Annotated in this window: 18 protein-coding genes; 4 read left to right on the top strand and 14 right to left on the bottom strand. The window is 63.8% G+C overall.

What is annotated here, in order from left to right; translation table 11 throughout:
• The first annotated feature begins 51 nt into the window (after positions 1 to 51).
• On the top strand, positions 52 to 1,230 hold the full coding sequence (locus F4827_RS06530) for a hypothetical protein (protein ID WP_184123781.1): 1,179 nt from the start codon (positions 52 to 54) through the stop codon (positions 1,228 to 1,230).
• Positions 1,231 to 1,317: 87 nt separating this feature from the next.
• Here the strand turns inward: F4827_RS06530 and F4827_RS06525 are convergent, their stop codons facing one another.
• Positions 1,318 to 1,863 (bottom strand): peptidylprolyl isomerase, encoded by a 546-nt coding sequence (locus F4827_RS06525; RefSeq protein ID WP_183722996.1) that lies wholly within the window; start codon positions 1,861 to 1,863, stop codon positions 1,318 to 1,320.
• Positions 1,864 to 1,895: 32 nt separating this feature from the next.
• Here F4827_RS06525 and F4827_RS06520 point away from each other — a divergent pair, with 32 nt between their 5' ends.
• Both F4827_RS06520 and F4827_RS35130 read left to right on the top strand, forming a co-directional pair.
• On the top strand, positions 1,896 to 3,131 hold the full coding sequence (locus F4827_RS06520) for a cupin domain-containing protein (protein ID WP_183722994.1): 1,236 nt from the start codon (positions 1,896 to 1,898) through the stop codon (positions 3,129 to 3,131).
• Positions 3,132 to 3,363: 232 nt separating this feature from the next.
• Entirely contained in the window at positions 3,364 to 3,639 is a 276-nt protein-coding gene (locus F4827_RS35130) for a hypothetical protein (protein ID WP_103703960.1), read from the top strand.
• Positions 3,640 to 3,860: 221 nt separating this feature from the next.
• Here the strand turns inward: F4827_RS35130 and F4827_RS06510 are convergent, their stop codons facing one another.
• The 3 genes from F4827_RS06510 to F4827_RS06500 form a co-directional block, all read right to left on the bottom strand.
• Entirely contained in the window at positions 3,861 to 6,035 is a 2,175-nt protein-coding gene (locus F4827_RS06510) for an ATP-dependent DNA helicase (RefSeq protein ID WP_409258772.1), read from the bottom strand.
• 159 nt (positions 6,036 to 6,194) lie between these two features.
• The gene (locus F4827_RS06505) at positions 6,195 to 6,428 is read right to left on the bottom strand and encodes a DUF465 domain-containing protein (RefSeq protein ID WP_027814891.1); all 234 of its coding nucleotides are present in this window, start codon (positions 6,426 to 6,428) and stop codon (positions 6,195 to 6,197) included.
• 117 nt (positions 6,429 to 6,545) lie between these two features.
• Positions 6,546 to 7,535, bottom strand: a complete 990-nt coding sequence (locus tag F4827_RS06500) for a colicin transporter (protein WP_409258771.1) — start codon at positions 7,533 to 7,535, stop codon at positions 6,546 to 6,548.
• Between the two features lie 194 nt (positions 7,536 to 7,729).
• On the opposite strand from F4827_RS06500, the gene F4827_RS06495 reads away from it, so the two are divergent.
• Complete coding sequence (locus F4827_RS06495; protein ID WP_183722986.1) at positions 7,730 to 10,081, top strand: Tex family protein; 2,352 nt, start codon at positions 7,730 to 7,732, stop codon at positions 10,079 to 10,081.
• A gap of 133 nt (positions 10,082 to 10,214) precedes the next feature.
• Here F4827_RS06495 and F4827_RS06490 read toward each other — a convergent pair whose 3' ends face one another.
• From F4827_RS06490 to der, 10 genes are all read right to left on the bottom strand, one after another.
• A complete protein-coding gene (locus F4827_RS06490; RefSeq protein ID WP_183722984.1) occupies positions 10,215 to 12,101 on the bottom strand; it encodes a potassium transporter Kup in 1,887 nt (628 codons plus the stop codon).
• A 262-nt stretch (positions 12,102 to 12,363) separates the two neighbouring features.
• Positions 12,364 to 12,936: a phosphoribosyltransferase gene (locus tag F4827_RS06485; RefSeq protein ID WP_183722982.1), complete on the bottom strand. Its 573-nt coding sequence runs from the start codon at positions 12,934 to 12,936 to the stop codon at positions 12,364 to 12,366.
• Positions 12,937 to 12,960: 24 nt separating this feature from the next.
• The gene (locus tag F4827_RS06480) at positions 12,961 to 14,307 is read right to left on the bottom strand and encodes an adenylosuccinate synthase (RefSeq protein WP_183722980.1); all 1,347 of its coding nucleotides are present in this window, start codon (positions 14,305 to 14,307) and stop codon (positions 12,961 to 12,963) included.
• Between the two features lie 168 nt (positions 14,308 to 14,475).
• Complete coding sequence (locus F4827_RS06475; RefSeq protein ID WP_183722978.1) at positions 14,476 to 15,630, bottom strand: ATP phosphoribosyltransferase regulatory subunit; 1,155 nt, start codon at positions 15,628 to 15,630, stop codon at positions 14,476 to 14,478.
• A 144-nt stretch (positions 15,631 to 15,774) separates the two neighbouring features.
• A complete protein-coding gene (locus F4827_RS06470) occupies positions 15,775 to 15,966 on the bottom strand; it encodes a DUF2065 domain-containing protein (protein WP_103703968.1) in 192 nt (63 codons plus the stop codon).
• 44 nt (positions 15,967 to 16,010) lie between these two features.
• Positions 16,011 to 16,910 carry a protease modulator HflC gene (gene hflC, locus F4827_RS06465; RefSeq protein ID WP_183722976.1) on the bottom strand — a complete coding sequence of 300 codons (900 nt, stop codon included), beginning with the start codon at positions 16,908 to 16,910 and terminating at the stop codon, positions 16,011 to 16,013.
• An 11-nt stretch (positions 16,911 to 16,921) separates the two neighbouring features.
• The gene (hflK, locus tag F4827_RS06460) at positions 16,922 to 18,382 is read right to left on the bottom strand and encodes an FtsH protease activity modulator HflK (RefSeq protein ID WP_183722974.1); all 1,461 of its coding nucleotides are present in this window, start codon (positions 18,380 to 18,382) and stop codon (positions 16,922 to 16,924) included.
• 92 nt (positions 18,383 to 18,474) lie between these two features.
• Positions 18,475 to 19,647 carry a GTPase HflX gene (gene hflX, locus F4827_RS06455; RefSeq protein ID WP_408585415.1) on the bottom strand — a complete coding sequence of 391 codons (1,173 nt, stop codon included), beginning with the start codon at positions 19,645 to 19,647 and terminating at the stop codon, positions 18,475 to 18,477.
• 74 nt (positions 19,648 to 19,721) lie between these two features.
• Positions 19,722 to 19,958 carry an RNA chaperone Hfq gene (gene hfq, locus F4827_RS06450; RefSeq protein WP_027814901.1) on the bottom strand — a complete coding sequence of 79 codons (237 nt, stop codon included), beginning with the start codon at positions 19,956 to 19,958 and terminating at the stop codon, positions 19,722 to 19,724.
• Between the two features lie 173 nt (positions 19,959 to 20,131).
• Positions 20,132 to 21,469, bottom strand: coding sequence for a ribosome biogenesis GTPase Der (der, locus tag F4827_RS06445; protein ID WP_183722972.1), 1,338 nt, complete (start codon positions 21,467 to 21,469; stop codon positions 20,132 to 20,134).
• Positions 21,470 to 21,595: the final 126 nt, after the last annotated feature.

Raw genomic sequence — 21,595 nt, 5'->3', positions numbered from 1 at the left:
AAAGCCGCGCAGCCAGCACAAACTCCCGCCTGGCGCTATGCATTCGCGGTAGTGGCCAACGTCGTCACCGAACCCGGCGACGAAACCACGCTGCAACGTCTGATCGACGCCATCGGGCGCGATCCGAAAATCGCCTTTCTTGTCTACGACGGCAACCTCAAAGGCCCGCGCGAATCGTGCGTGGACCATCTCTACGAGCGTCGTCGCGATCTGCTCGAAGCGTCGCGCGCGCCCGTCGTGTTCGTGCCGGGACAACGCGACTGGGTCACTTGCGGCACCAGCGGCGCGGGCGGCTACGACCCGGTCGAACGGCTCGATTTCCTGCGCCAGAACTTCTACAGCGATGCCAGCGCCCTGGGCGAAACCCCGCTCGCACTCACGCGCGAAAGCGAAGTCTCGCGCTTTCGCCCTTATCGTGAAAACGTGCGCTGGCAGGTCGGCGATACGGTGTTCGTCACGCTCAACGCGCCCAACGGCAACAATCACTTCCTGAACGCGGGCGGACGTAACGGCGAGTTCGAGGACCGCGTGATCGCCAATGGCTTCTGGCTCGAACACGCTGCCGAATTCGCGCGCCGGCGCAACGCGCGCGCCATCGTGATCTTCATGCAGGCCGATGCCTTGCCCGATCGCGATGACCGCTCCGACCGCTTTTCGTGGCTGCGTTTTCATCGCGCGCCGCGCGACGGTTACGCGGAATTGCGCCGCAGCCTCGTGAAGCTAGCGGACAGTTTTCGTGGCCCGATCATCGTCGTACACCCGGACGAAGCAAAACTCCCACGCGGCTTCTCGATCGATCAGCCTTTGCGTAACGAAAAAGGAATCAGGATTGCTAACGTAACGCGCGTGGCCTTTTCGCTGCGCGATCCGCTCACGCAATGGTTGCAGATCGACGCCGACATGGCGCGCAATACGCCGCTGCGCGTGAGTGTGCACGATGTGCCAAAACACCTGCCCCTTCTGCCGCAGCAGCAGCCCGTGATGCCGGAAATGCCGGAAATTTCGTCGATGCCCGACGTGACGGAGATTCCAGGCATGCAGCAAGCACCCGATCTGAACGCCGTGAGTGCGGCTAGCGCAAGTGCTGAAGGCAGGGCAGGATCCGCGGCGTCACCGGCCGCGGGTGGCTCGGGCGCATCGCAAACGGTTGCACCATCGCGGCCGCTGATGCCGCCGCCATGGATTCAGCAGCAGTATCAGCAACAAGCGCCCGCCGGGACTCCGGATTGACTGCTTGAAGACGTCCTGGGTCCGGAAAGAACCCACTGAAATGAAATGCGCCGGCACCGGCTATCCCGGGCCGGCGCATCGTCATGCTTAGTGCAGGGTCGGCTTCGAATCGGCTTCCTCGCCGTCTTCGTCATCGTCCTCATCGAGGATTTCGAGGCCGTCCGCGCCGTGCGCGTGCTCATGCTCGATTTCGTCCTCGGTCGCCTGACGCACTTCCTTGACGGTCAGTGCAAAACGCAGCGACATGCCCGCGAGCGGGTGATTGCCGTCGAGCACGACCTTGTCTTCGGCCACGTCCGTCACGGTGTAGATGAGCGAGTCGAGATCGTCGTCGCCCTCTTCCGGCGTGCCTTCGAACTGCATGCCGACTTCGAGCGGCTCCGGGAAACGGCCACGCGGCTCGATCTTCACGAGTTCCGGATCGTACTCGCCGAAAGCGTCCGTCGGCTCAAGCTGGATCTGGGTCTCGAAGCCCGGCTCCTTGCCGTCCAGCACTTCCTCGATCTTGGGGAACGTGCCATCATAGCCGCCGTGCAGATAGACCATCGGCTCGTCGCTTTCCTCAATCAGATTGCCCTGCGCATCCGATAGCTTGTAAGCGACCGACACGACGGTGTCCTTTGCGATTTTCATTCGATTCTCCAGATTACAGACCACATTATACGATGCCCAAGCGGTCCCCTGACCACCCGGAGGACGCTCGCAAGCAGCGCGCCTCCGCTTCCCTGGCATGCCCTGCACCCGATACGCCCACGCCGCTGCTTGGCGGCCTGAGTCCGGCGCAGTTCATGAAGAAATACTGGCAGAAAAAGCCATTATTGATCCGCCAGGCGATGCCCGGCATCGAAGCGCCGCTCTCGCGCGACGAACTCTTCGCGCTGGCCGATAGCGACGATGTCGAGTCGCGTCTCATCACGCATTTCCGCAAGCGCTGGGCGCTCGAACACGGCCCTTTCGCCCCCGACGAACTGCCGACGCCGAAAACGCGCCAGTGGACCCTGCTCGTGCAAGGCGTCGACCTTCACGACGATCGTGCGCGCGCGTTGCTCGAACGTTTCCGCTTCGCACCCGACGCGCGTCTGGACGATCTGATGATCTCCTACGCGAGTGACGGAGGCGGTGTTGGCCCGCATTTCGACTCCTACGACGTGTTTCTGCTTCAGGTGCATGGCAAGCGGCGCTGGCGCATCGGCGCGCAGCGCGATCTGTCCTTGCAGGAAGGCTTGCCGCTCAAGGTGCTCGCGAACTTCGAGCCGGAGGAGGAATGGGTGCTGGAGCCGGGCGACATGCTGTACCTGCCGCCGCATATCGCCCACGATGGCGTGGCCGAAGGCGAGTGCATGACGTGCTCGATCGGCTTTCGTTCGCCTTCCACCGACGAACTTACGAGCCAGTTTCTCTACTGGCTTGCCGAGCGAGGCGCGCAGATCCCGGCGGCGGCCAATCCGACGCTCTATCGCGACCCCGATCAGCCCGCAGTGAAGCATCCCGCGCAGCTGCCCCCGGCACTTGTGGAGCGCGTCTCGTCAGTGCTTGCTAAAGTGCGCTGGAACGATGCGGATGTATCGTCTTTCGTGGGCTCCTGGCTTTCAGAACCGAAATCCAATGTGGTGTTCGACGCCCCCGAAAAGCCCCTCGACGAGGCCCGTTTTGTTGCGCGCGCCGCGAAAAGCGGGATAAGACTCGACCGCAGGACAATCCTGCTTTACGATGCGCGGTCGTATTACCTGAACGGGGAACAGTACTTGCTCAAAGAGGCAAGGAAGTGGTTGCCGGAACTTGCCGATAACCGCTTGCTGGATGGGAAACGCTTTGTAACACTCTCACACGATTCGAGTGTGACAGTGTTGCTACACGAGTGGTATTGTGCGGGCTGGTTACGACTTGGGGCGCTTGCCTAAGCGCTTCGGGCTGATATACCGTACTAATATAGTGCTTGTATGAGAAAGACAACGTATTGTCCCCGGATTTGTCGACGGTCGATACGAAAGTGCCTATAATTTCCGCCCAGGCCGTAGGGAAGATTCACGCTCTTGCAGTGCATCTCCACCAGCGGCTCAAGGTCGGTGTTGGGGCACATTACCGGTTTTATTTTGCGCTGTTGCTTACCTTTAACCATAAAAGGACGTGATCATGAAGAAATCCCTCCTCGTAGCATCCCTGCTGGCAGCTGTTGCACTGGCTGCATGCAACAAGAGCAGCGACCAAGCTGCTGCGCCGGCTAGCGATGCGACCGCTGCTTCGGCACCGGCTGCTGCTGCTTCGGATTCCGCAGCTGCTGCTTCGGGCGCTGCTGCTGCTGCGAGCGACGCTGCTGCTTCGGCTACGGCTGCTGCTTCGGACGCAGGCGCTGCTGCTTCGGACGCTGCTGCTTCGGCTGCTGCTCCGGCATCGGGCGCAAGCCAGTAAGCTGCATTCGCGCATTGCCCGCGCGGAGCCTCGGCTTCAGTGGGCATCGAAGCGAAACGCCGTGCAGCCTGACGTCAACGTCAGACGCACGGTGGGCAAACAAAAAAGCCACGAACGCAAGTTCGTGGCTTTTTTGTTTCGCAACGCGCATTCATCGAACTGAACAGGATGGATTTCATGCTGGTTGCATGTAACCCATTCTTCTCAACTGCAAGCGCGTATTACGCGCCTTCCTGCGCCTCTTGCTCGCCAGAGAAAAACGCCTGCACGACTTCGATCTCACGCGTGCGTTTGAACGGCGGCAGACTCTGCCAGATGCGACGGCCATAGGGCTTATCGACAAGACGCGTATCGCAGATCATCAGCACGCCACGATCGGTTTCCGCCCGGATCAGACGCCCTGCGCCCTGCTTGAGCGTAATGACGGCCTGCGGCAATTGATGAACCGCGAACGGGCTCAAGCCTTTTTTGGTCAGCGCATCGAGCCGCGCAGCCAGCACGGGATCGTCAGGCGGCGCGAATGGCAGCTTGTCGATCACGACGAGCGACAAGGCATCGCCGCGCACGTCCACGCCCTCCCAGAAGCTCTGGCTACCCACCAGAATCGCGTTGCCATAGGCACGGAAGCGTTCGAGCAGTTCGGTGCGGCTTGCGTCGCCCTGCACCAGCAGCGGCGTATTCCAGCCGCGCGATTCGATCGTGTCGCGCAGCCGGTCGGCGATCTTGTTGACGGCACGCAGCGTCGTGCACAGCATGAATACGCCACCGCCGGATGCCTCGATGGCCGGCAAAGCGGCGTCGAACACGGCATCGGTGAATTGCGGCGACGACGGCTGCGGCATGTTGCGCGGCACGTACAGCAAGCCCTGTTGCGGATAGTCAAACGGGCTGGGCAGGGTCATCGAGCGACGCGAACTCAGGCCCATTTGCGCCGCATAGTGCGTGAAGTCACCCTTCACCGAGAGTGTCGCCGACGTGAAGATCCACGTACGCGGCACACCGGCGCGCTGCTTCGCAAAAATCGGCGCGACCGACAGAGGCGTTTCGTGCAGTTGCACCGTGTGCGAAAAGACCTCGACCCAGCGGACCTTTTCGTCGTCGGCGTATTCGCGGGTCTCTTCGCCCTGGGCTTCGCGCTTGCCGTCCGTCGCCTTGACTTCAGCCACGGCGCCCTGCACCGTCCAGCCGTTGAGCACACCCTGCAACTCGCGCGCGCGACGCAGGCATGCGCCCAGCGACTCCGCCCGCTCGGCCTGTCCCGCAAGCGCATTGGCCAGCGTGCCCAGTTCCGTCTGCAAGGCATCGAGCGAATCGAATAGCGGGTGATCCTCGGGCAACTGCGTGATCGAAACACGCAGCGAGTCTTCCTTGAATGCGAGGCGCACGTCGCGCGCCGCACGTTCGAGCCCGGCCGCGAGCTTGACCCACTCGACCGCATCGCGCGCGTGGCTCAAACCTTCGGCGACGCAATCACGCGCGAGTTCGAGGAACTGCGTGGTCGACAGCGTCTCACCGAAAAATAGCGTAGCGGTTTCAGGCAACTGATGCGCTTCGTCGAAGATGATGGTGTTCGCGCTTGGCAGCAACTCGGCCATACCGGTGTCGCGCAGCATGATGTCGGCGAAGAACAGATGGTGGTTCACCACCACGATGTCGGCCTGCTGCGCCTCGCGGCGCGCCTGCATTACGAAGCAGTCCTTGTAATTGGGACATTCCTGGCCCAGGCAGTTATCGCGCGTGGACGTGACCATCGACCACACCGCAGCCGTTTCCGGCACGCTCGCAAGCTCGGCCTTGTCACCCGAGCGCGTGATCTTCGCGAAGCGGATGATCTCCTGCAGATACGAGGTTTCCTGGCGCGACGGCAAGCGGCCGTTATCGGCGGTGCGCTGCAGGTAGTAATGGCACAGATAATTCGAGCGGCCCTTGAGCATCGCGATGCTGACCGGCACGGCGAGCGCATCGCGTACGGTCGGAATGTCGCGCGCGAACAGCTGATCCTGCAAATGCTTGGTGCCCGTGGAAACGATCACCTTGCCGCCCCACAACATGGCCGGGACCAGGTACGCATAGGTCTTGCCGGTACCCGTGCCGGCTTCGACGATCAGCGTGTTGTCGCCAGAACCGGCAGCGGCCTCGGCCGCTTCTTCGGCCTGCGGCGCGACGGCTGTCGGCGCGCCGCGTTCGAGACGGCGCGCAGGACGCGACTGCAACTCGAACGCAGCCGGCTCGGGCTGGGCCTGCGCAGCGGCTTCCATGGCGGCCGCCACGGCGCGTGCCATTTCGATCTGCGCCGCGCGCGGACGATAGCCATCAATCTCGCGTGCAAGCAGGCCGTCGGCGGCGAACAGGTTTTCGAGTTCGGCTGCGCGGCGCGCGCTCAGGGCGGGCGCCAAGGTCGTTTGCGCAGCGCGCGCGTCATCTCTGCGCGCGCCATCGTCGCGTGCAGATCCGGATCGGGAAACGGTCGTTGAATTCAAGGCAAGCGGTTCCTGCTCGATCCTCGGGGCGCGGCCCGATTGCGGCCGCGCCCCGGCGCCTGCCGGGACCCGGAATCAGGCGTGCCCGTTCGAGGTCTTCGGTAAATCGGGGTCCAGCTGCAATTGCAGCAAGAGTATGTTGTCTTTCAGCTTGAGCTTGCGCCTCTTCAGCTTCTGCAATTCGAGATCGTCGAAGTCCGACGTCTCGCACATCCGCTCGATCACACGGTCGAGATCGCCGTGTTCCGATTCCAGTTGCAGAATGCGGTCACGAAGGACCTCGCTCTTGACTTCACGTTGCTCGCGCATGCTCGCCTCCTCGTCATGAACGGCGTGCACCTTGCGAAGGGCCGCACGCCTGAGGTTGCTGTCTGGCTGAAAAAGCGTGGTGTTACGTGATGTTGCCGGGTACGGGTACTGCTGGCATTACTGGCCCTGCTGCTGTTGCTGTTGCTGCTGCTTTTGCTGTTGCTGCGCCTTCTCGGCGGCCTGCTTCTGACGCGCTTCGACGTCGGACGCGTGCTTCGCCGCGTCTGCCTGCTTCTGCTCGAACTTCTGCGCCTTCTCGGCACGCTCCTGAGCCTTCTGCTGGCCTTCGCGGCGCGCCTGATCCAGCTTGCTCTGGAAGTCCGACTGCTTCTTGTCGTACGCTGCCTGGTTGGCGTCGCGCTGCGACTGCGCCGCCGCGCCGTCGCGCTGCGCCTGGTCCAGTGCGTGCTGCTGCTGCTTTTGCTTGAACGCCTGCTCGTTCGCCGCACGTTGCGGAGCTTCCGCCTGACGCTGCGCCTGATCGAGCGCGTGCTGCCGTTGCTTGTCCTCGAATGCCTGCGCGCTAGCGGCTTCGTTGGCGGCGCGTTGAGGCGCATCCGCCTGTTCGCGCGCGCGCTGCAACGCGGCCTGCTCGTCGCGGCGGCGCGCGTTATCGGCACGCTGCTCTTCGTCGAGCGCCAGCTGCTGGTGGCGGATGTCCGCCTGCACCACGCGCATCGCATCGCGCGCCTTACCCAGACAGTGATTCACGAAAAACGTGTCGTAGCAGTTGTGCTGCGCCACGCCGTATTGATAGTTGTTTTCCGCCGTACGACGATCAAGCACCTTCTGGCGTGCGGCGAAGTCGTTCTGAATGGCCGCGTTGCTGTCGCTCTCGTTCGCCCGCACGTCAGATGCAGCGGGCGGCACGAGCGCGCCGGACGCCGGGCGTGCGCCTTGCGCGCCACCTGCCGTCGCATCGACGCCGGAAACCACCCCGGGGGCTGCTGCCTCCTGCGCGAGGGCCGGAACACTCGCCGCAGCCAGCATGGCGACAGCACAAGCCGCCGCGCGGGCGGTGGTCCGCCATGCCGCGCCTGCGCGCGCACGGGACCTGACAGAAACAAAGCGGGATGGGTTCAACGTCTTCTGAGGGCAGCGGAACATGCCGCAAATTCTAACACCCCGCGAGTTGAGCGCCCCGCCATTTATGGCAAAATGCCCCGCTCCACTGGCCGGCGGGCGCGCTCTCCCAGCCCTCTCCCGCCGGTTGCCGCGCCGCCTGCCGTGCCGATATCGTAGAAGTTTCCGGCAAGCCGGGCCGCACCGCAAACCGATCCTCGCAGGAATATCCAGACCCTATGACGGAAACCGTAGCACTCAAGATCGTCCAGCGTATCGCCAGCGAACTGACCGTACAGCCGCGTCAGGTGGCGGCCGCCGTCCAGCTTCTCGACGAAGGAGCGACCGTTCCGTTCATCGCCCGATACCGCAAGGAAGTCACGGGCAATCTCGACGATACGCAACTGCGCACGCTCGAAGAGCGGCTGATCTATCTGCGCGAGCTCGAAGACCGCCGCGCCGCGATCCTCGCGAGCATCGAAGAGCAAGGCAAGCTCACCGACGAGCTGCGCAACGCCATCGAGACCGCCGACAGCAAGCAGGTTCTCGAAGACCTCTATCTGCCCTACAAGCCCAAGCGCCGCACGCGCGCGCAGATCGCGCGCGAAGCTGGCCTCCAACCGCTCGCCGACGCACTACTGGCGAATCCGCTGCTCGACCCGCAGACCGAAGCCGCGCAATACGTGGACGCCGAAAAGGGCGTCGCCGACATCAAGGCCGCGCTCGACGGCGCGCGCGACATTCTCTCGGAGCAGTTCGGCGAAACCGCCGAGCTGCTGGGCAAGCTGCGCGACTGGCTGCACAACCAGGGCGTGGTGATGTCGAGCGTGGTCGAAGGCAAGGAAAATGAGGAAGGCGAAAAGTTCCGCGACTACTACGACTACTCCGAAACCATCAAGACCGTGCCGTCGCACCGCGCGCTCGCCCTGTTCCGCGGCCGTAACGCCGGGGTGCTGATGGTGAAGCTGGGCCTTGGCGGCGAACTCGACACGCAGACCCCGCATCCGGGCGAGGGGCTTATCGCACGTCACTTCGGCATCGCCAACCAGGGCCGTCCGGGCGACAAGTGGCTCTCGGATGTGTGCCGTTGGTGCTGGCGCGTCAAGGTGCAGCCGCATCTCGAAAACGAACTGCTGACCAACCTGCGCGAGCAGGCCGAAAACGAAGCGATCCGCGTGTTCGCGCGCAACCTCAAGGATCTGCTGCTGGCCGCGCCGGCTGGTCCGAAGGCCGTGATCGGCCTCGATCCGGGTCTGCGCACGGGCGTGAAGGTAGCCGTGGTCGATCGCACCGGCAAGGTGCTGGCAACCGACACAATCTATCCGCACGAGCCGCGCCGCGACTGGGGCGGCTCGCTCGCCAGGCTCGCGCGCATCGCCGCGCAGACGCAGGCGGAGCTCATCAGCATCGGCAACGGCACCGCCTCGCGCGAAACCGACAAGCTCGCCAGCGAACTGATTGCGAAGCATCCGGAACTGAAGCTGCAAAAGATCGTGGTGTCGGAAGCCGGCGCATCGGTTTATTCGGCGTCCGAACTGGCGGCGAAGGAATTCCCGGACATGGACGTCTCGCTGCGGGGCGCGGTGTCGATCGCGCGCCGCCTGCAGGACCCGCTCGCCGAACTCGTGAAAATCGAGCCTAAGGCGATTGGCGTGGGCCAGTATCAGCACGATGTGAACCAGCGCGAACTGGCGCGCTCGCTCGATGCGGTGGTCGAGGACTGCGTGAACGCGGTGGGCGTGGACGCGAACACGGCTTCCGTGGCGTTGCTCGCGCGCGTCTCGGGTCTGAACTCGACGCTCGCACGCAATATCGTCGATTACCGTGACGCGAACGGTCCCTTCCCGTCGCGCGAGCATCTGAAGAAGGTGCCGCGCCTGGGCGACAAGACCTTCGAGCAGGCCGCGGGCTTCCTGCGCATCAACAGCGGCGACAATCCGCTCGATCGCTCGTCGGTTCACCCGGAAGCGTATCCAGTCGTCGAACGCATGCTCGCGAAGATCAAGCGCTCCATCGGCGACGTACTGGGCAATCGCGAAGCGCTATCCGGACTTTCGCCCGCGGAATTCGTCGATGAACGTTTCGGTCTGCCGACCGTGCGCGACATTCTCAGCGAACTTGAAAAGCCGGGCCGCGACCCGCGTCCCGAGTTCAAGACGGCGACCTTCCGCGACGGCGTCGAGAAGGTCTCGGATCTCGTGCCAGGCATGGTGCTCGAAGGCGTCGTGACCAACGTGGCCGCATTCGGCGCGTTCGTCGACGTGGGCGTGCATCAGGACGGTCTGGTGCACGTTTCAGCGTTGTCGACGAAGTTCATCAAGGACCCGCACGAAGTCGTGAAAGCCGGCCAGGTCGTGAAAGTGAAGGTGCTCGACGTCGACGTGAAGCGCCAGCGTATCGCACTCACCATGCGTATGGACGATGATCCGGCCAGCGCCGCGCAGCGTAGCGGCGGCGCGGGTGCGGGTGGCGCGGGCGGAAACCGCGATCGCAATGATCGCGGCGGCAACGCGAATCGCGGCGGTCAGCGTTCGCGCGACGCGGAACCGGCCGGCGCGATGGCGGCCGCGTTCGCCAAGCTCAAGCGATAAGCAGGTGAGCCGCGAGCCTCGGGGCTCGCGGCGTGCGCGTACTCCGTTGTTGACGCAACGAATTCACGCAACGAAAAAAGGCGCCTCACGGCGCCTTTTTTACGTCTGGCTCCGGCACGCGCCGAAGCCATTTTTAAATCTCGATCTTCGTCCCCAGCTCCACCACGCGATTGGCGGGAATGCTGAAGAAGTCGGTCGGCTTCGCGGCGTTCTGGTGCATCCACGCGAAGATGCGCTCGCGGAAGATCGACATGCCGGGCAGTTGAGTCGGCACCACGGTCTCGCGCGCGATAAAGAACGACGTGTCCATCATCTCGAACAACAGGCCCTGTGCGCGGCCCACCTCTTCGAGCACGGCCTTCACGTCCGGCGTCTCGTTGAAACCGTAATCGGCCTTCACGAGATAAAGTCCGCCGCCAATATCACGCACGTTCAAACGCTCGGCATTCGACACATAAGGAATGTCACGGATCCTGAAAGTGAGGAAGATCGTGCGCTCGTGCAGCACTTTGTTGTGCTTGAGGTTGTGCAGCAGGCTCACCGGCACGAGCGTGTCGCTACCCGTGAGATAGATGGCCGTGCCCGACACGCGATGCGGCGGGTGCGCCAGCAGGCCCTGCAGGAACGGCATCAGCGGAATACCGTCGGCAGCCGTGCGCTCCTTGACGATCATGCGCCCCTTGAACCAGGTCATCAGCAGGAAGAACAGCAGCGCGCCGATTCCCAGCGGCAGCCAGCCACCCTCTTCGACCTTTAGCAGATTCGCGCCGAAGAAGCCCAGATCGACGGCCAGCAGCACCGCGATGATGCCGGCGACCAGAGCGCGGTTCCACTTCCACACCTTCGTCATGACGACGGCGACCAGCACGGTGGTAATCACCATCGTGGCGGTCACGGCGATACCGTAGGCGGCCGCCAGATTATCCGAACTCTTGAAGGCCACCACGATGCACAGGATGATGAAGAGCAGCATCCAGTTCACGACCGGCACGTAGATCTGGCCAATCGCCATATCCGACGTGTGCAGCACCTTCATGCGCGGCACGTAGCCCAGCAGGATGGCCTGGCTCGTAAGCGAATACGCGCCCGAAATCACCGCCTGCGAAGCGATCACCGTCGCCACCGTCGAGAGCACCACGAGCGGCAGCAGCGCCCAGTCCGGGGCGAGCAGGAAGAACGGATTTTCGATCGCGTGATGGTCCTGCATCAGCAGTGCGCCCTGACCGAAATAGTTGAGCACGAGCGAGGGCATTACCAGCACGTACCAGGCGAAGCGGATCGGCTTCGCGCCGAAGTGGCCCATATCGGCGTAGAGCGCTTCCGCGCCGGTCAGCACCAGCACCACCGAGCCGAGCACCACGTAGGCCTGCAGCAGATGCGCGCCCATGAAGGTAATGGCGTAGTACGGATTGAGCGCGGCAATCACACCCGGCTGCTGCACGATCCGCGAGAGGCCGAGCACGGCGATCGTCACGAACCACAGCACCATGATCGGGCCGAACAGGCGGCCCACCAGCGAGGTGCCGTGGCGCTGGATCCAGAACAGCGCGATCAGGATTACCATCGTGATCGGCAGAACCAGATGCGTGAGTTTGGGCGCGGCAAGCTCCAGGCCTTCAACCGCCGACATCACGGAGATCGCGGGCGTGATCACCGCGTCGCCGTAGAACATACAGGCGCCGAAGATGCCGAGCGCCGTCAGCACCACGGCCGCCCTGCTCCTGCGGTCGAACGAGCGCAGCGCCAGCGCCATCAGCGCGAGCACGCCGCCTTCGCCGGCGTTGTCGGCGCGCATCACGATGAGCACATATTTGACGCTGACGACGATCATGATCGCCCAGAACAGCAGCGAGATGACGCCGAGGATCGACGTGTCGTTGAGGGGAATGCCGTGGGCGGGGCTGAACGCTTCTTTGAGCGAGTACAGCGGACTCGTCCCGATGTCGCCGAACACCACGCCGATGGCCGCTACGGCGAGCGAGGGTAGCGGCTGTTTTGCCACGTGCGTGCTAGTTGTCATATACGCGGAGATCCGTTTGAGGCGGAAAAAACGAGCGCTATTCTAAACCGGCTCGGGGGCGGAACCCAGAGGGATTGCTGGATGTTCGTTGTGGCCCCGTCACGTTTCCAGTCCCGCGCAGTTTAGCATTCGCCTTGGACACCGTCTGCCCGCATGGTGCGACATCGGTGCGATGGCCCTGCAAACGCGGGTGCGCAAAGGCTTCGCGCCGAAAAAAAACGGAGCCTCGTAAGGCTCCGTTCGATTGCGCTGGACAACGCAATTACTTCTGCGAATCCTGCTGCGCCTGCTGCAGACCGCGCTTGATCCATGCGCCAAGGTTGTGCGGTCGCACCGTGTCCCATTCCTCGAAAGGCTGGTGGATCCACGGATTGGTCGGCAGATGCTGGACGAAATAGTCCGGCGTCACCTTCGAGCAGCCCTTGTACCAGAGCACCGCGGAGCGCACGCCGGTCACCGCCGGGTAGCGCGCCTTGAGGTGCTCCTGCACGCGCGCGAGCGTGACGCCCGAATCGACCAGATCGTCGACCAGCAGCACGTTGCCCGAGAGTTCGCCGCGCGTCATCGTGATGTACTGCGCGATGTCCAGTTCACCCTGCTCCGTGCCCGCGGCTTCGCGGTACGAGCTGGTAGCGAGGATCGCCAGCGGCAGATCGTAGATGCGCGAGAGCTGGTCGCCCACGCGCAGACCGCCGCGAGCCAGACACAGGATCTGGTCGAACTTCCAGCGCGACTCGTGCACCTTGAGCGCGAGCAGTTCGATCAGCCGGTGATACTCGTCCCAGCCTACCCACAGATGTTTGTCGTCGTTGCGCGGGTCCGTCATTTGAATCATCTTATGCTTCTACCTTCTTGCCACTTAGACCTTGAACGGATGACGCAGCAGGATCGTTTCGTCGCGATCCGGGCCGGTCGAAACCATGTCGATCGGCACGCCAGCGACTTCCTGCACGCGCGTGAGGTAGGCCTGGGCGCTCTTCGGAAGTGCGTCGAACTGTGTCACGCCGATCGTGCTTTCCTTCCAGCCTTCGAACGTTTCGTAGACCGGCTCGCACGCTGCAACCTGAGAAGCGCCGCGCGGGAGGATGTCGACATCCTTGCCATCGACCTTGTAGCCGACGCACAGCTTCACTTCTTCGAGACCGTCGAGCACATCGAGCTTGGTGATGCACAGGCCCGTCACGCCGTTGATCTGGATCGAGCGGCGCAACGCGGCGGCGTCGAGCCAGCCGGTGCGGCGCGGACGGCCCGTGACCGAACCGAATTCCTTGCCGACCTTCGCAAGCGTAAGGCCCACTTCTTCCTGGCGATCGGCGTTGTCGGCGTCATACAGCTCGCTCGGGAACGGACCCGAACCGACGCGCGTGCAGTACGCCTTGGTGATGCCGAGAACGTAGTTCAGCTTTTGCGGACCAACGCCTGCGCCTGCCGAAGCCGCGCCAGCGACGCAGTTGCTCGACGTGACGAACGGATACGTGCCGTGGTCGATGTCGAGCAGCGTGCCTTGCGCGCCTTCGAACAGCAGGTTGCCGCCTTCGTTGTTCACGTCATAAAGACGACGCGAAACGTCCGTCACCATCGGCTTGAGACGGTCGGCGTACGACAGCATCGTGTCGAGCGTCTGCTGATAGTCGACAGCCGGCGCGCCCAGATACTGAGTGAGCACGAAGTTGTGGTAGTCGAGGTTTTCGCGCAGACGGGCAGCGAAGTTTTCCGGCTCGAACAGGTCCTGCACGCGCATGCCGCGGCGCGCCACCTTGTCTTCGTAAGCCGGGCCGATGCCGCGACCGGTCGTACCGATCTTCGCGGCGCCGCGCTTGGCTTCGCGCGCCTGGTCGATGGCAATGTGGTACGGCAGGATCAGGGTGGTGGCTTCGGAGATGAAGAGGCGCTTCTGGACGTCGATGCCCGCTTCTTCGAGTTCGCCGATTTCCTTGAACAGGGCCTCGGGCGAGAGCACCACGCCGTTGCCGATGTAGCAGGCGACGCCGGCGCGCATGATGCCCGACGGGATCAGTCGGAGGATGGTCTTCTTGCCGCCGATGATGAGAGTGTGGCCGGCGTTATGACCGCCCTGGAAACGCACCACGCCTTGCGCGTGGTCCGTCAGCCAGTCGACGATCTTGCCCTTGCCTTCATCGCCCCATTGGGTGCCCACGACGACGACGTTGCGTCCCGGGGTTACATTCACTGCGCTGGCAGACATGGTGTTTCGTTAGCTGGTTAAAAACGTATTCTACCTGGGTTCAGCGGCGAGGCCGCCATTTTTTCCCGAAATTCGCGGAATTTCCGTTTGCACTCAACGGCATGCAGGTTGGCGACGCATCTTGTCTGCCGCCTTCGCGCTCCGTTTTTGCGCCATTCAGCGGGCATTTCAGGCGCTGCGCGCTTCCACCACCCAGGCGCCATCACGCTCGACCAGCACGCGGTCGCAGGCAAATTCGTCCATATCGTGTTCGTGCCCCGGCAGCGCCTGGATCACCACTTCGCCCCCGTTGCGCAGGGCCACGACCGCGGCGCGCAGCGCCTCGTCGTGACGCCACGGCGCGAGGATCGCGCTGCTGCGCGCTTCGACCGGCGAAATACGCGCCACTTCGCGCAGATCGAGCGAGAAACCCGTCGCCGCGCGTGCGCGGCCATAGGCCTCGCCCACCTTGTCGTAGCGGCCGCCGCGCGCGACCGCGTTCGGCACCCCATCGACATACGCGGAAAACATCACGCCGCTGTGATAGGCGTAGCCGCCCAGATCGGCGAGGTCGAGCATCAGTTCCGCGCCTTCGATTTCGCCCATCAGGAACGAGAGATCGTCGAGTGCGCGGGCGATGCCCGGCAGCGCCGGCAGACGCTCGCGCGCTTCGTCGATCACGCTCGCGTCGCCGTAGAGCGACGGCAGCGCGCGCAGCGCGTCGCGCGAGACCGGCTGCAGCCTGGCCGTGAGTTCGGCCAGACGCGGTACGTCCTTTCCTGCGAGCGCTTCATACAGTGCGTCGCCGAGCGCGGCGGCCGCCGGATCGGCTTCGAAGATCGCCGCGAGCACGCCCGCGTGCGAGAGGTCCAGACGCACCTTCGTGAGGCCCGCGAGACGCAGCGCGTCGAGCAGCAGTTGCTGGATTTCGAGGTCGGCTTCAAGACCGGCATGGCCGTAGATTTCAGCGCCGATCTGGATCTGCTCGCGCGTGGCGTGCAGGCCGCGCGGGCGCGTATGCAGCACATTGCCCGCGTAGCACAGGCGCGTCACGCCCTGACGATTCAACAGGTGAGCGTCGATGCGCGCCACTTGCGGCGTCATGTCGGCACGCAGGCCGAGCGTTCGGCCCGACAGCTGATCGACCAGCTTGAAGGTGCGCAGATCGAGATCGCGCCCGCTGCCGACCAGCAGCGACTCGATGTATTCGAGCAGCGGCGGCATGACCATTTCGTAGCCGTAAGCGCGGAAGCGGTCCAGCAGGCGGCGGCGCAGCTCTTCGATCTTGCGCGCCTCGGACGGCAGCACGTCGGCGATATTCTCGGGGAGTAACCAGGTCGACATCGGGGAAATCCTACGACGATAAGGGCCGCGCGAAGGCTGCAACGGTAATGCAGCGTTAAAACGCAACGACAACGCGCGCGAACGCACGCCCTGCGCGGGCCGGACGATAGAAACGGCGAACGCCTCGCGGCGCACGCCTTGAATTCAGGTGGCGAGCATCAGCAGCACGAGACCGAGTCCCATCACGATCAGCCCGCCGATCCGGATGTGATGCGGCGGCCGTTCCGCAATTCTACGGAAAGTGTCGCGCCACGCCGTCGGGAAGACGAACGGGAACATGCCCTCGATAATCAGCATCAATGCGATCGCGAGCAACAGGGAGCCGGCTATGTCCATGCGATGAAAATGCGCCGCGCACGCGCGCGACGCCTGTGTCTCGTTTAGTGTTTGCGCGGTGCGGCGGGAGCCGACGGCGCGTCTGCATTGGGACTGCGCATGAAGCGGAAGAAGTCGCTCGACGAATCGACCACGACGACGTCGCCCGGCTTGAAGCTCTCGCGGTATGCCTGCATGCTTTGGTAGAAGCGGTAGAAGTCCGGATCGCGGCCAAACGCCTGCGCTGCGATCGAGGCGGCCTTGCCATCGCCTTCGCCCTTGATGGCCTGCGCCTGGCTGTACGCATCGGCGATCGCGCCTTGCTGCTTGCGCTGCGCATCGTCCTTGATCTGCTGTGCTTCGGCCGCGCCCTTGGCGCGCTCGTCGGCGGCAGCCTGCTCGCGCGCGGCGCTCATGCGTTTGTAGACCACGTCGGCGAGTTCGCTCGGATAGTCGATGCGCGTGAGTTCGATATCGATCACCTCGATGCCCAGCGGCGCGGCAGCGGCCTTCAACTCGTCGCGGGCGCGGCTGGCGATGGCTTCTTGCTGCGCGAGCGCGTCGGTGAGCGTGACCTTCGAGAACGCGTCGGACAGTGCGTCGCGCGACAGCGAAGCGAGACGATCGGCGAGCGTCTGCGGATCGCCCTTGGTGGCCGCGAAAAGCTTGAGCGGCTCGCCGATGCGATAGCGCACGACCGGGTTCACCAGCAGTTCGGTCTTGTCCGAAGTCGTGTAGCGGTCGGCGTCAGGCGCATCGAACGCCTGGATGCGGGTGTCGAGCAAAGTCGCGGTCTGGAACGGCGGCGGCAGCTTCACATGCAGGCCCGGCTCGGCAAGCGAGGCCTTCGAGCCGCCCGACGACGACACCACGGCCACGTGGCGCGGATCGACGACGAACACCGACGACGACGCCACCAGCACCACCACCACGAAGGCAACGACGAACGCAATGATCTTGTTCATGTCGGCGCCCCTTATTGCACGTCGTCTTCGCGACCGCGCGAACGCAGCGCGTCGCGCGAACGGAAGGCGTCGCTGGCAGCCTGCGCGGCGTCGCTGGCCGAAGTCGCCGGCGCAGCGCCCTGCTGCTGTGCGCCTTGTGATGCGCTCTGCGGCTGGGCGTTCTGCTGCGAATCGTTGTTCGAGCTATTCACCGCGGGTGCGGAAGCCGCATTGCCGTTCGCGTCGCTTGCGCCGTTCGCCGCGGGCGCACCGGCAGTCGCTGCACTCGACGCCGCCACCGCTGCGGCCGCGCGCTGACGCGTCGCGTCGACGATCTTGTCGAGCGGCAGATAGATCACGTTATTGCCCGACTTGCTGTCGACGAACACCTTCGTCGTATTCGAGTAGATATGCTGCATCGTATCCAGGTACATGCGCTCGCGAATCACGGCCGGAGCCTTCGCGTACTGCTCGTAGACGCTGTTGAAGCGCTGGGCGTCGCCCTGCGCCTGCTCGACCACGCGGTCGCTATAGGCCCGGGCGTCGTCGATCAGTTTGGCGCCGTCGGCTTGCGCGCGCGGCAGGAGTTGATCGGCATAAGCCTGCGCGTCGCGCTTCGAGCGTTCGCGGTCCTGATGGGCTTTGGCTTCGTCGTCGAAGGCGGCCTGCACGCGATCGGGCGCGGCCACGCTCTGGATCGTCACGCCCACCACGCCAAGCCCCGTCTTGTACTGATCGAGCGCGTGCTGGATCGTATCGGCGAGTTGCGCGCGGATCGGTTCGCGGTCCGCGTAAAGCAGATCGTTGGTGCTATGCGCGCCCACCACCGAGCGCACGGCCGCCTGTGCGGCCTGGCTCACGGTGAGATCGGGATCGACGCTGCGGAACAGGTAATCGGTAGGCTGTTTGACCTGGTACTGGACGATCAGACGCACATCGAGAATGTCGCCGTCATGCGTGATGACGGACGCGTCTTTCACGCCGGACGGACGCACCGGATTGTTGCGGCCGATCTCGACGCTGCGGATCTGACCAACGTTCACGATGTCGTGCGCCTGGAACGGGAACGGCATGCGCCAATGCACGCCGGGACCGACGCTGTGGCGATACTGGCCGAACTGCAGCACCACGCCGGCCTGGCCGTCCTGAACGATGAACACGCCGCTGCCCACGTAAATGGCGATCAGCACGCCCAGCACGATGCCCACGCCGATGCGTGCGCCATGACCGTTGTCCGGACGCGGACCGAGGCCGCCAGGCCCCTTGCCCTTCTTGCCGAAGAACGACGACAGGCGGCGATTGAACTCGCGCCACATTTCGTCGAGATCAGGCGGACCGTCGCCCTGGCCGCCACCGTTGTTGCCGTTATTACCTGGGGGACGCCGTGTGTCGTCGTTACGCTGGCCATTGCCCTCGCCGCGGCCCCATCGCGGGTCGTTCAGCGAGAAAATGGCACGCGTGCGCCAGCCAGTCCGCTTGTTGTAATCGTTCACCTGTGTTCGTTCACCAGAGTAGACAGCGGGTCATGTGCGTGGAAGTGCGCCCGCGCGCCCCAAGGGCGACGCCGGGCGCTGCCGGTTTGGGTTCAGCGGCCGTGCTCGGGTTCCCTGCTGGGTTCGTGCGACAGCGGACTCCAGTCGGCGGCGGCCTGCGGCTGCGACGGCTCGACGAGCGGTTCGGCAGTCGCGATTTCGGCAATGGCGGCGCGCAGCGCATCCAGTCCGACGCCCGTGCGCGCGCTCAAAAAGACGCGCGAAATATTACCATACTCGTCCCGCTCGACCGTCCCGCCTCGGGCCGCCAGTTCGGGCACGGCGTCGATCTTGTTGAACACCAGCACCTGACGGATGGTATCGGCGCCGATCTCGTGCAACACGTCGTTGACCTGATCGATCTGGTCCAGACGCACCGCGCTCGACGCATCGACCACGTGCAGCAGCAGATCGGCCTGCACGGTTTCCTGTAGCGTCGCGCGAAAAGCCGCCACCAGTTGGTGAGGCAGTTCGCGGATGAAACCCACGGTATCGGACAGCACGATCTGGCCGACTTCGTCGCCGAGCCACACGCGCCGCGAGGTCGTGTCGAGCGTGGCGAACAGCTGGTCGGCGGCGTAGGCCTGCGCCTTGGTGAGCGCATTGAAGAGCGTGGACTTGCCCGCGTTCGTATAGCCGACGAGCGACACGCTCATGGTGCGCGTGCGTTCGCGCTGACGACGCTGCGTGCCGTGCTGACGGCGCAGTTTGGCGAGCTTGCCCTGCAGCATCTTGATGCGCTCGCCGATCAGTCGACGGTCGGTTTCGAGCTGCGTTTCGCCCGGGCCGCGCAGACCGATACCGCCCTTCTGACGCTCAAGGTGAGTCCAGGCGCGCACGAGGCGCGTAGCGAGGTATTGGAGCTGGGCGAGTTCGACCTGCAGCTTGCCTTCGTGGCTGCGTGCGCGTTGCGCGAAGATGTCGAGAATGAGGCTTGTGCGGTCCACCACGCGGCGGCCGAGTGCGCGCTCCAGATTACGTTGCTGGGCGGGCGACAGCGCGTGATTGAAAATGACGATTTCGATGTCGTTCGCTTCACAGGCGAGACGCAGTTCCTCGGCCTTGCCGCTGCCGATGAACATGGCGGCGTCGGGGCTGGAACGGCGTCCGGTGAGCGTGACAGCGGGCGTGGCGCCCGCGCTTTTGGCGAGCAGGCTGAGTTCTTCGAGGCTGGCTTCGAAGTCGGTCTTACCGAAGTCGATGCCGACAAGTGCGGCGTTGATCAAATTAGCTGGTATCAAAATGGAAACGGCCGGTCTCGAAGCGCCTGCGAGGCACCCCGGACCGGCCGCGTCATGGGTCAGGACGCTTCCGAATCCGGGTGGAAATTCACCGGACGGGCCGGGACCACCGTGGAAATGGCGTGCTTGTAAACCATTTGCGTAACCGTATTACGGAGCAACACGACGTACTGGTCGAACGATTCAATGTTCCCCTGAAGCTTGATGCCGTTGACCAGGTAGATCGAAACAGGCACGTGCTCCTTGCGCAGCGCGTTCAGAAACGGGTCTTGTAACAGTTGCCCTTTGTTGCTCATAGCAAACTCCGTATTTTTTTGCAGGTTTAACTTATATTGGGGTGAAGAAAAAGAAATCCACCACCAATCGCTACACTATAGCTGATTCTCGTTACCCCGCGACGCTGGCGGCGGCCCGGCCAGACGGCCTGATCGCGCCATTATGTGCGTCAATGCGCGGTAGCGGACACAGCTCAGTTCTTTTCGGTGTAGGGGTTCGTCGAAGAACGAAACTCTATGCGCAATGGAGTGCCCTTCAGCGAGAAAGTTTCCCGGAAGCGGTTCTCCAGATAGCGTTTGTAGGTTTCCGTGACCGCGTCGAGCGCATTGCCGTGGACCACGATAATCGGCGGGTTCTGCCCCCCCTGGTGCGCATAGCGCAGCTTCGGACGAACCGGGCCGCGACGGCGCGGCTGCTGGAATTCGACTGCCTCGATCAGCGCGCGCGTGAGCTTCGGCGTCGGCAGCTTGGCCATCGCGGCGGCATAGGCGTCGTCGACCGAGCGCATCAGCGGGCCAATACCGAACTTTTCCGTCGCCGAGATAAAGCGCATTTCCGCGAAGTCGAGGAACTTGAGCTTGCGTTGCAGGTGATGCTTGGTGCGTTCACGCGCGTGATCGTCCATGCCGTCCCACTTGTTCACGCCCACCACCAGCGCGCGGCCCTGCTCGACCACGAAGCCCGCGATATGCGCGTCCTGGTCCGAGATTTCCTGGTGCGCGTCGAGCAGCAGAATCACCACGTTGGCGTCGGCGATCGACTGCAGCGTCTTCACGACCGAGAACTTCTCGATCGCTTCGAACACCTTGCCACGGCGGCGCAGACCGGCCGTGTCGATCAACGTGTATTTCTTGCCGTTGCGCTCGAAGTCCACGTAGATCGAATCGCGCGTCGTGCCCGGCATGTCGAACGCGATCACGCGGTCTTCGCCGATCAGCGTATTGACGAGCGTGGACTTGCCCACGTTCGGACGGCCAACGATGGCGATCTTGACGCCATGCTTGCCGACGTCGTCCTCGTCCAGTTCCGGACGATCGGCGTAGGCCTGTTCGAGCGCCTCGTTGATCATTTCCGTCACGCCGTCGCCGTGCGCCGCGGAGATCGCGCGCGGATCGCCCAGACCGAGTTCATAGAAGTCGGCAGCCACCGTGCTGTACTTCATGCCTTCGGCCTTGTTGACCACCAGGAAGATCGGGCGGCCGGTCTTGCGCAGGTAATCGGCGATGTGCTTGTCCTGCGGCGCGAGGCCGTTACGGCCGTCGCAGATAAACACGACGATGTCGGCTTCCTCGACCGCCTGGCGCGTCTGGCGCGCCATTTCGTGCAGGATGCCATCCTTGGCGACCGGCTCGAAACCGCCGGTGTCGACCACCAGATAGGCGCGATCGCCCGTGCGTCCTTCGCCATAGTGGCGGTCGCGCGTGAGACCGGGCAAATCAGCCACCAGCGCATCGCGCGAACGCGTGAGCCGGTTGAAGAGCGTGGATTTCCCCACATTGGGGCGCCCGACGAGGGCGATTACGGGTTTCATCTGATCTTTTCTACAGTAAGGCGCGGCGCCGGGACGTCCGGCGCGCTGCGCGGCAAGCGTCTGCTATGAGTGCCCGCAGATGCTGCAATAGTTGCAAATTATCACGAATCGGGCCGAGCGCCCGAT

This window comes from Paraburkholderia bannensis, from assembly GCF_014200455.1.
Taxonomy (GTDB): Bacteria; Pseudomonadota; Gammaproteobacteria; order Burkholderiales; family Burkholderiaceae; genus Paraburkholderia; species Paraburkholderia bannensis_A.
This window is presented reverse-complemented; position numbering and strand designations above follow the sequence as displayed.